The sequence below is a fragment of the Marinobacter salsuginis genome (genome assembly GCF_009617755.1).
Taxonomy (GTDB): Bacteria; Pseudomonadota; Gammaproteobacteria; order Pseudomonadales; family Oleiphilaceae; genus Marinobacter; species Marinobacter salsuginis.
Genome location: NZ_BGZH01000003.1, coordinates 112,014 through 124,319, shown reverse-complemented (window position 1 = coordinate 124,319; position 12,306 = coordinate 112,014). Strand labels below are relative to the sequence as shown.

Annotated in this window: 12 protein-coding genes; 9 read left to right on the top strand and 3 right to left on the bottom strand. The window is 57.6% G+C overall.

Annotation, left to right across the window (positions count from 1 at the left end; genetic code table 11):
• Positions 1-13 precede the first annotated feature (13 nt).
• Genes gspG through gorA form a run of 9 tightly spaced genes read left to right on the top strand, consistent with a single transcriptional unit; the run spans position 14 to position 7,120 of the window.
• Positions 14-466 (top strand): type II secretion system major pseudopilin GspG, encoded by a 453-nt coding sequence (gene gspG, locus GJU83_RS14735; protein WP_064227995.1) that lies wholly within the window; start codon positions 14-16, stop codon positions 464-466.
• A gap of 6 nt (positions 467-472) precedes the next feature.
• A complete protein-coding gene (gene gspH, locus GJU83_RS14730) occupies positions 473-1,003 on the top strand; it encodes a type II secretion system minor pseudopilin GspH (RefSeq protein WP_069185280.1) in 531 nt (176 codons plus the stop codon).
• Complete coding sequence (gene gspI / locus GJU83_RS14725; protein ID WP_069185279.1) at positions 1,000-1,374, top strand: type II secretion system minor pseudopilin GspI; 375 nt, start codon at positions 1,000-1,002, stop codon at positions 1,372-1,374. Before gspH ends, gspI begins: the two co-directional genes overlap by 4 nt.
• Complete coding sequence (gspJ, locus tag GJU83_RS14720; protein WP_069185278.1) at positions 1,374-2,150, top strand: type II secretion system minor pseudopilin GspJ; 777 nt, start codon at positions 1,374-1,376, stop codon at positions 2,148-2,150. Before gspI ends, gspJ begins: the two co-directional genes overlap by 1 nt.
• A 6-nt stretch (positions 2,151-2,156) precedes the next feature.
• The gene (gene gspK, locus GJU83_RS14715; RefSeq protein WP_069185277.1) at positions 2,157-3,161 is read left to right on the top strand and encodes a type II secretion system minor pseudopilin GspK; all 1,005 of its coding nucleotides are present in this window, start codon (positions 2,157-2,159) and stop codon (positions 3,159-3,161) included.
• 2 nt (positions 3,162-3,163) lie between these two features.
• The gene (gspL, locus tag GJU83_RS14710; protein ID WP_069185276.1) at positions 3,164-4,468 is read left to right on the top strand and encodes a type II secretion system protein GspL; all 1,305 of its coding nucleotides are present in this window, start codon (positions 3,164-3,166) and stop codon (positions 4,466-4,468) included.
• A gap of 4 nt (positions 4,469-4,472) precedes the next feature.
• Positions 4,473-5,003: a type II secretion system protein M gene (gspM, locus tag GJU83_RS14705; RefSeq protein WP_069185275.1), complete on the top strand. Its 531-nt coding sequence runs from the start codon at positions 4,473-4,475 to the stop codon at positions 5,001-5,003.
• A gap of 56 nt (positions 5,004-5,059) precedes the next feature.
• Positions 5,060-5,731: a GNAT family N-acetyltransferase gene (locus GJU83_RS14700; protein WP_064227988.1), complete on the top strand. Its 672-nt coding sequence runs from the start codon at positions 5,060-5,062 to the stop codon at positions 5,729-5,731.
• A gap of 27 nt (positions 5,732-5,758) precedes the next feature.
• Entirely contained in the window at positions 5,759-7,120 is a 1,362-nt protein-coding gene (gene gorA / locus GJU83_RS14695; protein WP_069185274.1) for a glutathione-disulfide reductase, read from the top strand.
• Between the two features lie 39 nt (positions 7,121-7,159).
• On the opposite strand, the gene GJU83_RS14690 is transcribed toward gorA, so the two are convergent.
• The 3 genes from GJU83_RS14690 to GJU83_RS14680 are packed head-to-tail and all read right to left on the bottom strand — an operon-like array spanning position 7,160 to position 12,256.
• Positions 7,160-9,103, bottom strand: a complete 1,944-nt coding sequence (locus GJU83_RS14690; protein ID WP_153634631.1) for an ATP-binding protein — start codon at positions 9,101-9,103, stop codon at positions 7,160-7,162.
• Positions 9,096-10,073 carry an ABC transporter substrate-binding protein gene (locus tag GJU83_RS14685; protein WP_069185273.1) on the bottom strand — a complete coding sequence of 326 codons (978 nt, stop codon included), beginning with the start codon at positions 10,071-10,073 and terminating at the stop codon, positions 9,096-9,098. Before GJU83_RS14685 ends, GJU83_RS14690 begins: the two co-directional genes overlap by 8 nt.
• Before the next feature lie 32 nt (positions 10,074-10,105).
• Positions 10,106-12,256, bottom strand: coding sequence for a TonB-dependent receptor plug domain-containing protein (locus tag GJU83_RS14680; RefSeq protein ID WP_083231900.1), 2,151 nt, complete (start codon positions 12,254-12,256; stop codon positions 10,106-10,108).
• Positions 12,257-12,306: the final 50 nt, after the last annotated feature.

The window sequence follows — 12,306 nt, the reverse complement described above, 5'->3', positions numbered from 1 at the left end:
GACGAGTGAGACAATGACCATCAAGAAACTCAACACACACAACCACAGCCGCGGCTTCACCCTTATCGAAATCATGGTGGTGATGGTGATCCTCGGCCTGCTGGTGGCCATCGTGGCGCCAAACATTATGGGCCGTAGTGATCAGGCAAAAGTAACCGTGGCGGAAACCCAGTTGAGCAACATTGCCAATGCGCTGGACCTGTATCGCCTGGATAACAGTCATTACCCGTCTACCCAGCAGGGTCTCGAAGCGCTGGTTTCCAAGCCCAGCGGCAGCCCGGAACCGAAGAACTGGAACGCGGATGGTTACCTCAAGAGCGTGCCGGAAGATCCCTGGGGATCTGAATACCAGTACGTGAGCCCGGGTACCGAAGGCCCCTATGATCTGTATTCCTACGGCTCTGACGGCCAGGAAGGCGGCGACGGCGATGCCGCCGATATCAGTGTCTGGGATACCGAAGGCTAAATTACTGTGCAGGCCAGCTCCCGACAGACCGGTTTCACCCTGATTGAGATACTGGTGGTCCTGGTGGTTGTGGGTCTTCTGGCATCCCTCGCCGTGTTTACTATGGGGGGGAGCTCTCAGCAGCGGGAACTGGAAAACGAAGTCAGGGAGCTGTATCTGCTCATGCAGACGGCGTCTGAGCAGGCCGTACTCAACAACCTGGAACTGGGCTTGAGGCTTGAGGATGACGGCTACCAGTTCGTAGCCTTCCAGGATCAGACGGGGGACTGGAAAGCCTCTGGCGAGCGCATGTTCCGGGCCCGTAGCCTTCCCGAATGGCTGACGGTTACCGAGTTTATCGAGAGCGATGCACCGAGGCTGGCGTCCTCCGAAGACACCTTGCTCCCGGACGTGGTGTTCTTTTCCAGTGGCGAGACAACACCGTTCGAGCTTGAATTCACCATCGGCAGCGGGTCTGACAACATACACGTCCTTGCCTCTGATGGTGTATCGCCCATGGAGTGGCGCAAGCCGGGCGATGAGGGGAGCAGCGGGTGAAAACTCAAAGCGGGTTCACGCTGATTGAAGTGCTCATCGCGCTGCTTGTCTTTGGTCTGATTGCAACTGCAGCAGCCGAAGTGGGGAGCCAGTACATTTCCAGTTACGAGCGGGTACGGGATAAAACCCTTGCCAGCTGGTTGGCGGATAACCGGATCAATGAAATCCGCCTGCAGGAAACGATCCCCGGCATCTCCGAAAATTCCAAGGACACGGATTTCGGGCCCTATCGTTGGCGTGTGACCACGGCAATTCTCGCCACTGCCGAGGCCAAGATGCGGCGTGTGGAAGTCACGGTTGCCCTGTACCGTGAGGAAGGCGCGGCTCCGGTTCCGGTCCATACCCTGTCTGCTTTCGTGGGGGCGCAGTGATGATCGCCCCAGCAAAGACCTCCCAACCGCTGCAACACGGCTTCACCCTGCTGGAGGTGTTGATCGCGGTCACCATAACCGCCGTCATTGGGCTGGGCGTGTGGCAGGTTATCAATGGGGTGGTCAACTCCCGAGATCGGGTGAATGAGCTGGCTGAACAGTTCGACGGCCTGCAGCGGGCCATGCTGTTGCTTGAGCGGGATATCATGCAGGTGGTAAACCGGCCGGCCAGGGATATTTACGGCGATTTCCAGCCGGCACTGTCGAGTCGTGATGATGATTTTTCCCTGGTGTTGACCCGTCAGGGCTGGCGTAACCCTCTTGGAATCCGCCGCAGTGGTTTGCAGCGTGTTGGCTGGGAATACACCGGCAGCGAATTACGGCGCCGGTACTGGCCCATGGTGGACCAGGGGCAGGAAGATGACAGCCGCGATGTGCTGCTTCTGGAGGGCGTAAAACGCCTGGAAGTGCGGTTTCTGGATTCCAACCGAAGCTGGCAGCCGCAGTGGCCCACCGATGAAGTCATGGCCGGATTGACCCCGGGCAGCCGCCCGGATGTTCCGTTGCCACTGGGTATGGAAGTGACCCTGGAGCACGAGCGTTTTGGCACGCTGGTACGGACCTTTTCCCTGCCGGATTTTGATCCGGCGGTCGCCCAGGGTGCGCTGAACCAGGCCAACCAGGCTGCCAGTGAAGCGGAGGAAGAAAGCACCGAAGAAGAGGGCACCACGCAACAACCCGGTGAAACCACCGGCGCAACGGGGCAGGGAGGCTAGGCCAATATGGTGCAGATCCCGGCTTTACCAAACCGTCAGCGCGGCGTTGCCCTGATTATGGTGCTGCTGGCCATGGCCCTTGTGGTCATGTTGGCGTCAGGCATGACCCAGCAACAAAGCCTCCGGGTGTTCAAGGCAGGTCACTACCTGGCACAGCAGCAGGGCCAGAGTATTGCGCTGGGTGCAGAAGCCTTTGCTCGCCAGATCTTGCGCAGGGATTACGACGAGGACAAGGAAGAAAACCTGATGGTCGACAGCCTGGACGAGTTCTGGGCTGCCAATGCAGCCGTGTTGCCACTGGATGATAACGGCGTGGCCGAAGTTCAGATTGACGACCTGGGTGGTCGACTGAACCTGAATGATCTGGTCGGTGCCAATGGTCAGGTGGACCCTATCGTCAGGGATCGCTTTGTTCAGTTGTTCGCTGCATTGGGGATTACCGCTGTTTCCGTGGACTCGCTGGTGGACTGGATAGATCCCAATGACCAGACAGTGACTGCCTATGGCGCCGAGGATGGCCAGTACCTGATGGCTGAGCAGGGATACCGCGCGGCGAATCAGCCTTTCACAACGGTGACTGAGTTACGCCTGATCGAGGGCATGACCGAAGAGATTTATCGCGCCCTGCGGCCTCACGTGACGGCACTGCCGGTAAACGGGGCGGGCATAAATGTGAACACCGCCACTGCCATGGTGATCCGCTCACTGCATGAGGAGCTGACGGACGCCCAGGCTGCGTCTATTCTTGAGAAGCGGGAAGAGGAACGGTTCGAGAACCTTCAGGACTTTATGGCATTACCGGAGTTCGCGGGTCTCGGGCTCAAATCGGTCGGCCTGGGGTTGCAGACACGGTTTTTTGAAGTTGCCTCGCGGATTACCTACGATAACCGTGTCGTGAATATGGTCAGTACCGTGTTCCGTACTCCGGAAGGGGAAGTCCAGACGGTTCACAGGGATACCGGGCAGAAGAACCGAATTACCAAAGAGCCCTTTACCATTTCAGAAGGATAATCATGTCTTATCGCCTCTACGTCCGCCCGATACCGCCGTTCGCGGACGCTGACCAGGATCCCGACGCCCAGATGTTCAACTGGGTGCTGCACGACGCCAGCGGCGATGCCCAGGCCCGGGGTGCTGGCGACAGCCGTGATGCCATCGAGCATACCCTGGGGCAGAATGCCCTGGATAACGTTCTGTTGATCGGTCTGATTCCCGGTGAGGAGGCGATTTATTGCCTGGCCGACATTCCCGCCAAGCAAAGTCGGTTCATCAATCAGGCCTTACCCTACGCCGTTGAGGAGCAGATTGCCCAGGACATAGATTCCGTGCACCTGGCGTTGGGCTCCCATACCGAGCATGGTTACCGGGTCGCTGCCATAGACCGCGAGCGTATGGGGCAATGGGTGCAGTTATTCAGCGGTTGGGAGCATCTTCGCCTGGATGCCATTTTCCCGGACGCCTCGTTGCTGCCTCGCACCGAAGGCGGCTGGTCTGTCTGTCTGGACGGCGAAACGGCCATGATGGTCAGCGAGCGGGGCGAGTGGTTGAGCATGCAGTCTGCCAATCTTGGTATGTTTGCCCACACCCTCGCGGCGCCATCCGCCGAAGAAGTGGTGGCGGAGATCCCGGTCACCGTGTACGGCACCGACGAAGAGTTTGAAGTCCAGCAATCTGCACTTACCGAGTTGGCTGGCTCGGGGCGTCTTGCGGTTCGTCGGGAAACCCTGGAGCTTATGCCGCTGGAACTGCTCGCCTACGCCCATCACCATCATCTCTGCGAGCCGGTGAATCTGTGTCAGGGCGTGTTTTCGTCCAAATCAGGCAAGGCCAGCCCGCTGAAACCCTGGAAACCGTTGATTGCGGTGGCGGCAGTCTGGTTCGGCGTTCAGGTGGCGTTGAACCTGGGCATGGGGTTGTACTATCAGAATCAGTCGGAAGAGCTACAAAATGAGGCCATGGCAATCTATCGTGATGCTTTCCCCAATGACCGGCGTACTCACGCAGGTAATGTCCGGCGTGTGATCGAAGGTCAGTTGCGGGTGGCCGGCTCCAGTGGACCGGAAGTGGACTTTATCACCCTGATGAAATATACCGGCCAGCAATATGCCCGCCTCCCGGGTAGTCAGGGGGTGAACTTCAATTCGGTGAACTACAGCCGCTCAAGGGGTGAGCTTATCGTGGATGTGAGAGCAGACAGCTACGATCGCCTGAGCGCCCTGCGAAACGGCCTCGCGAACCAGGGCCTGGAAGCGCAGATTGGCTCGGTTGTGAACGAAGCGAGCGGCGCCCGCGGCCGCCTGACGGTTTCAGGAGGTTAAGGCTATGCTTTCACGAATCAAGGATCAGCCGGCAGTCGGAAAACTCATTGCACAGTATGATCAATTGCCCCGCCGCGACCAGCAGGCTCTGGTCGTGCTCGCCATCGCTGTTTTTCTTGGCATTCTGTATTTCGCCGTCTGGCGCCCGGCGGCCGTATTCAATGATCAAGCGGAATCTGCCCGGAACAATGCCGGCGAGCTGTTGGCCTGGATGCAGGCAAATGAACAGACGATCCAGCGTTTGGGGAATTCCGGAGGTGCCAGCACGTCGGCGTCGGCAGACAAGCCTGCCGATGGCCGTGCCCTGATGGCCCTGGTGACCCGTTCCGCCGGTGAGGCGGGTTTGTCGCTCCAGCGGTTTGAACCCAGTGGGGAAGATGCAATCCGCGTCTGGCTCGAGAACGCGCCTTTTGCAGAGGTGGCGGCGTGGCTGGAGCGGCTGAATGGCAGCCATGGTGTTGTGATCGACCAGGCAGCCATGGACCGGGCAAGTGAACCGGGCCGGGTGTCCGTTCGTTTAACCCTGGCCATCTGATTCTGAAAACCAGATTCCGGGCCTTCCGTCCGGAACTGATGCAGGAGAGGGAAGCGATGAGTAACGGCAGCGACAACAAGAACAAATCCGAGCCAGCCATTGTTCGCCTGGACGAAACAGCGGTCAATGAAGCCAGATCCATTCTGTTTCACGCCTATCGAAACGAGCCGACATTCCAGTACCTTTTTGATCATCGGCGCCCCGGTTATGATCAACGGGTTCGGGCAACCATACGGGAACTGATCGACCTGTATTTCGAGCTCGATCAGGAGGCCATTGGTGTGATGGTAGACGACACGCTCGTTGCCGTGGCGTTTATCGGGGACCCGGAGCTCAGGATGAACCTGGCCGATCAGCTCAGCTGGCGGATCCGTATGGTGCTGACCACGGGATTTGCATCCACGCGCCGATACCTGGATTACCACCAGAAAATCCGGGACATGTTGCCACAGCCGTTGGCGCACCAGTTGCCGATGATGGGCGTAAATCCCAAATATCAGAATCGCGGCTATGGCCGGCTGTTGCTCAAAACTGTTGAAAGGCTGTGTGCAGAGAACCCAAGGGGCAGCGGCCTGGTGCTTGATACCGGCAACAATCGCTATCTGCCTTTCTATGAGTCCGAGGGTTTCCGGAGCCTTGGCAAGATACAGCTCGGCGATTTCGAGGATCACGTGCTGTTCAGGGAAGTGCATCCGGAAAGTAAAACGGCCGCGCCTGGCCAAACCTGACTTTTTTAACGTTTAACGGGAGAAGCTGTGTCTGACCAGCAGGATTTTGATCTGATCGTTATCGGAGCCGGCTCTGGCGGTGTTCGTCTGGCCCGTATGTCTGCCCAGAGGGGCGCAAAAGTGGCCGTGGTTGAATCCCGGTACCTTGGCGGAACCTGTGTGAACGTGGGCTGCGTGCCCAAGAAGCTGTTTGTATACGGCGCTCATGTTCATGATGAGCTGGAAGACGCCGCAGGCTATGGCTGGCAGGTCCCTCTCGATGATGTCAGTTTCGACTGGCCAAAGCTGGTGGCGAACAAGAACGCCGAGATCGAGCGTCTGAACGGCATTTATGGCCGGTTATTGGAGAATGCGGGCGTAACCATCATCGAAGGGACCGCGTCACTGTCAGACGCCAACACAGTGGTGGTCGGCGAAACGTCTTACCGGGCCAGACACATCACTATTGCCACGGGTAGCTGGCCTGTAATTCCGGACGTGCCTGGCAAGGAATGTATTCTTACCTCCAACGAGATGTTCTACCTGCCACAGCTGCCGAAGCAGGCCGTGGTGTGGGGTGGCGGCTATATTGCCGTGGAGTTTGCCGGCATCCTGGCAGGACTGGGTGTTGAGACCACGCTGTTGTATCGCGGCGATCTGTTCCTGCGTGGGTTTGATAATGACATCCGCCGGTTCACGGAACAGGAAATGCGAAAGAAGGGCGTAAACCTGCGTTTTGGCGTGACCATTGAATCGGTTGAAGCCGAGAATGCCCATTACCGGGTACAACTGAACAATGGTGAAACCCTGGAAACCGGGCTGGTGATGGCGGCGACCGGACGCCGGGCACTCGTCGACGGGCTTGGCCTGACCGATCTTGGGGTCCAGCTAAGCGCGTCAGGCCATGTTGTGGTGGATGATCATTTCCAGACCGCGGTGCCTTCTATTACCGCCCTGGGTGATGTGATCGGAACCCCACAGCTTACGCCGGTGGCTTTGGCCCAGGGCATGGTGCTATCCCGGCGTTTGTTCGGGGATGGCAAAGGCGACATGGACTATTCCGCAATTCCAACCGCCGTGTTCTGTCAGCCCAACATCGGCACCGTGGGACTGACCGAGGAAGAGGCCCGGGAAGCGGGGCATCGTCTCAGGATTTATCGCTCCGAGTTCCGCCCGATGAAATACACCCTCAGCGGACGGGATGAGCGAAGCCTGATGAAACTGGTGGTGGATGATGAGACCGACAGGGTACTCGGTGCCCATATGGTCGGCCCGGACGCCGGCGAAATCACGCAGGGCCTGGCAGTTGCCATCAAGGCCGGAGCCACCAAGGCCCAGTTCGATTCTACCCTGGGCATCCACCCCACCTCTGCGGAAGAGTTTGTCACCATGCGGGAACCCGTCGCCTGATCCTGCGCCGGCGCCCGCGATGACGGCGCCGGCATTCTTCTAGAGCTGAATCCAGCGGCTCAGCACTTCCCGCAACATTTCCTTGCGGACCGGTTTGGCCAGATAGTCATTCATTCCACAGTCGAGACAGCTCTTCTCGGTGCCGGGGAGTACGTCGGCCGTCAAGGCGATGATCGGCGTGCCGATCTGGCCGTTACTCTGTTCCCATTCCCGGATAAACCGGGTTGCCTCATAACCATCCATCACCGGCATCTGGCAATCCATCAGAATAATGTCGTAACCCGTGTGATTGGTAGTGACCTTCTCAAGTGCTTCCTTACCGTTATTGGCGGAATCCGTCTGGAAGCCCAGCCGCTTGAGCATGGCCGTGGCAACGCGCTGGTTCACGGGGTTGTCTTCCACTACCAGGGCATGGCTGGTGCTGTTGATGGCTTCTCTGGGCGGCGGGCCGGAGGGCTCTGATTGGTTGGTCGGATTGGCCAACTCGAAGGGCAGTTCAAAGCGGAATGAAGAGCCTTTGCCCAGATCGGTTTCGACCTGAATGTGGCCACCCATGAGTTCCACCAGCCGTTGAACAAGGGACAATCCCAGGCCGGTGCCACCGAATCCCCGGCTGTTGCCATGGTCTAACTGTTCGAAGGAGTTAAAAATGTCCTGAAGGCGTTCCACCGGAATCCCGGAACCGGAATCGCTGATTGAGCAATTCAGGATAATGCAGTTGTCTTCCAGGGCAAAGAATCCCGCCTGGATATTGATGAAACCATCTCCGGTAAACTTGATAGCGTTGTCGGCCAGTCCGGCAAGTATCTGACGCAGGCGTGCCGGGTCGCCGACCACTACCGGGTTGTCAGGCCAGTCACCGAAGAACTTCAGGTTGAGGGCCAGGCCCTGTTGTTCCGCCAAGTGCCGGTAGGTGGCGGTACAGTTGGAAATTAATTCCCTGAGATCGAATTCCTGGCTTTCAAGTTTCAGGGTGCCGCTGTCCATCTTTGAATAGTCCAGGATGTCCGCGATCACCGTGAGCAGATCCTCGGTGGATTGCCGGGCGGTGTTCAGGTACTCCCGCTGGCGATGGGTGAGCGGCTCTTCCTGGATCAGATCCACCATACCCAGAACCCCATTCAGAGGGGTGCGGAGTTCATGACTCATGGTGGCCAGAAACTCGGATTTTGCCTGGTTCGCCATTTCGGCTTTTTCCCGGGCGCTTTCAGAGGCTGTGAGTGTCTGGTCCCGCGCTGTTTTCAGGCCTGCGAGATGTTGGGCAAGTTCGTTGAGTTGCTCCTCAATTGCCACGATCTCGCGGGAGCTCTGGTGGGTGTTCAGGGCGCGTTCTTGATAGTCGCCGGCGGTCAGCTTTCCGATTCGTCCGGCAAGATCCCGGATGGGCGCGAGGATGGTCCCCAGAAAGTGGTTGATGATCAGAATAGTGAACAAAAGCAGGGCCACGCCAACGGCGATGGACGTCCAGAGAATATCCTGCCGCCTGTCGGCAAGAACATCGTGATCCATGCCGACCTGTACTGTGCCGACTCGCAGGGAGCCGGAGCCAAAGCCATAATCGGGTTCAAACCATTCCGCTGTTCTTTCCGAACCAAGCTCCAGAGGTTGCTGGAGAATGTCGGCCTCGAAAATCTGGTAGCGACTGCGCAAGTCGCTGGCATTGACCGGTTGGTGGGAGACGAACCCAATCTGCTCTCCCATCACGTCAGAAACGCGGATCCAGTCGGCGTTGCTGCGTCGCAGTGATTGGGACAGGATCTGATCCAGTGCCAGGGTGTTGCCCGAAACCACGGCGTACTCGAGTGCGGGCGCCAGGCTGTCCGCAAGCATCTGGCCGCTGTCTGACAAATCCCGGCGGGCGTCCTCGAGGCGCGCGGACGTGAAGAACACCATGAGCACGATAAACATGACAACGGCCGGGAGCGCACCCAGGAGCAAGAGAGTGCGGGAGAGGGGCCGCTGCTGTCTCTTGACGTTACTCATCGGCCACCTCCCCATTGGCAGTCAGTTGTCTGTCCACCCGTTGGGCAATGTCTTCACGGCTGGGAAGGGGGATATTCAGGGAACGAGCAACCTGAGCGTTCACTTCAACCCGGAAGTCTTCCGGGTAGGAGGGTGCCGGAAACTCTCCTGTCTCGAAATACTTGGTCAGAAAATCATCTGCCATCTCGATCATTTCTGGAAACGGCGCATAGCTGGATGCAAGTGATCCCGCCTTCACATAAGCTTGCGTTGGTCCAATGACGATCTGATTACGGCGATAAGCGGTCAGCAGAATGTGTTTGATGGTTCTGGGGTTGTAGATGGCGCTGTCCGGGGCGGCTAACAGAAAATCACCGTAACCCAGAGCGCGGACGAGCGTCGGAATCAGCTTGTCGTCGTCATCGACAAGAAATAGCCGAGCCGACATGCCATAGGCCGGCAGCTTATCAATCAGTGGTTCGTAGAGTTCCACCGAATCTGCGGTTGCCAGCAGGGCAATCTTGGTAGCCTGTGGCAGTATGGCCTTTCCCGTCAGAGCCTGACGGATGAGAGGAACGTCATACAGAACGCCGGTGATCTGGCCGGGGGAGCGGTCCGCAAAACCCGAAATAAAGGACTTATCAACCAGCAGCGCGAGAATGGGCGCGGAGCGATTTGCCTGCCGGGCGCGGGAGAAGGCGGAAGGTCCAGCAGTAATGATTGGTCCGGAATCAAGCGTCGCCAGTTGGTCTTCAGTGACCTCTACAAGAGAAATGGTTGGCCCCATCTGTGCTTTGAGGAGTTGCACGAGGTGCTGATCAAGCGGCGCGTTGCCTGAGCCGGCGAAGAAGGCCGTTCTCGCGGTGGACTCCTGAGCGCTGACAAACGTGCAAAAAGCGGCGAAAAGCAAAAACCACAGGGCCTTGTGAACAAGACCCCGGATTCGGCTTCCGGGCCGATTAGGGTGATTCGTGCCTGACTTTCGTTCCATACCGTCCAGGGCTCACGCTTTCCTTGTTTCAATCAGAAACGAATACCAGCCTCAACAAAAAACTGGTTGTGATCTTCAATCCGGTTATCCGGGCTGATCCAATGCTTCGGATTGAGATAATGCTGGATCGTCAGTGCCAGCATATAGCTGTAATCTGTTTTGTCCACCCGTCGGGCCAAGCGGAAATCCGCACGCTCGAACCGGGTTTCCCTGACTTCATTGGTCCAGTACATGGCCGCTGACGTCGTGAAGCCCTTTGGGAGATCCTGGATCCAGGCGAAGCTGCCGGAATCGCGGGCGGAGAGACGGGCCAGAAGATCGACAGCCCGTTCCTGTTTGTTCAGCGGGAGTGCGTTGGGGTCACCCGTGTATCTGCCCTCCTGCTCAAGATAGGCGTAGGTGGCTCGCAGTTTGGTGCCGGAGAATTCCAGTGACGTTTCCAGTTCGACGCCTTCCTGTTCAAGATCAACATTGTTGGCGATGTACCATTCTTCTTCGTTGATAACGCCGCTGATCATGTCACGGAAGTCATCATTGAAGTAGCGAACTTCCACAGAGAGCAGGGCTCTTTCCAAGTTGAACTGGCCGAAGTAGCTGATCTCCCTGGAAGTGATCCATTCCTCCTCAAGCCTATCTCCATACGTGGATGTGGTCGGATCCAACAGGCTTTCGACATCGATTCGCTGGCCGTCCAATGCCTCAAAAGGTGGCTGAACGTTGGTAGGCGTATAGCCCCAGTCAGGATTCTGTTCGAAGGCGTCCGGTGTGCGGACCGCTTTGGAAAACACAAACCGCACGGCGTGGTTGTTGTTCAGGATAAAGTTCGCGGCGGCTCTGGGCGAGAAATAATCTTCATCGGTGGTTGTAGTCTGCTCCCAGTTGCCGCCTGCGTTGAAGGTCAGCCAGCGGAAAGGCGAGTACTCGGCGTTGGCGAATACCCTGGATTGGTAGTTATTCCCTTTCCCGTTAAAGAAGGTCTCAGAATTGAACGAGTCCTTGCGATAGCCCAAACCAGAGACCAGCTTGAACTGATCGCTGAAAATGATGGTGTCCTGGAGCTCGATTTCCTGCCGGGTTTCTTCCAGGTCTTCATTCAGGTCAGCGATGAACGGTCCCTGGTCTTCTGGAAATGGCGGGAAGCCCGCCGGAAGAAGGGCATTGATTACAGGCGCAGGTGTTGAGACTGTCCAACGCTGACGCTGCCGCTGATTCTGATAACTGGCCTGGATATGATAGAAATGATCAGGCGACGTCGCTCCATCGAACCGGACATGGAGGTAGTAGTCGTCCATGATGATGTCCGGGTTTGTGGTAGCTCCCAGCTTGCCCGACTTCTCGAGATCTTCTTCATTCACACCGTCCAGAACGCCTGCCCGGACGTCAATGGAGTGCTGGCGGTCAATGCGAAATACGCTGTCAAAATTGAAGTTGTTGATATCGTGGCCATCGTGGAAGGGGATTTCCTCTCCGCCATCAATCTGGTTGTCAAAACCGTTGGATTTCCGCTTTTCATAGGACAGGCGCCAGCTTTTATCGGCGTCGGCATCACCCACCGACGTAAACGTGCGCAGATGTCCGCGGGACCCGACCGAGGTGTAGGCTTCCACGCCGGCTGTATCCTGCGGCGAGCGGGTAATGATATTGATGCTGCCAAGAAAGGCATTGATGCCATAGGCGGCGGAATTCGGTCCCCGACTCACCTCAATGCGTTCAATGTTCTCCAGTGCCACCGGCATGCCCAGCCAGTCGACGTCGGCCAGGCTGATTCGATAGGCCGTTCGCCCGTCAATCTGAACCTGCAGCCGGCGCTGCTCGTACTGGGAGGTACCGTGGTAGGTTGCAACCGGATTGGTGCTTCCCCAGTGGCCAACCACCATGCCGGGAACCAGCCGGAGTGCCTCTACGAGATTCATGATGCCGAGGTCGCGAATCATGTCTCCGGTGATGATCGTGGTGGTGCCAGGCACCCGGAGTTTTGACTGGCGCAATCGTGTTGTCGTCAGGACTTCGGGGATTTCGCTTTGTTCGCCTTCCAGGGCAAGTAAGCCGGGTATGAAATCAGGGGTATCGGTCTGGCCGACTGCTGTGGTTGGTAGCAGAGCGGACAGGGCAAGGCTGAGGCCGAAGCAGGCTACGCGAGGGTGGCGCTTACCCATCCCTGCCGTTTTGGTCGATTGATACATGGTTGACGTTCTATAATCTGCCGAGAAAAACGGATAAAGCGGTTTTATTA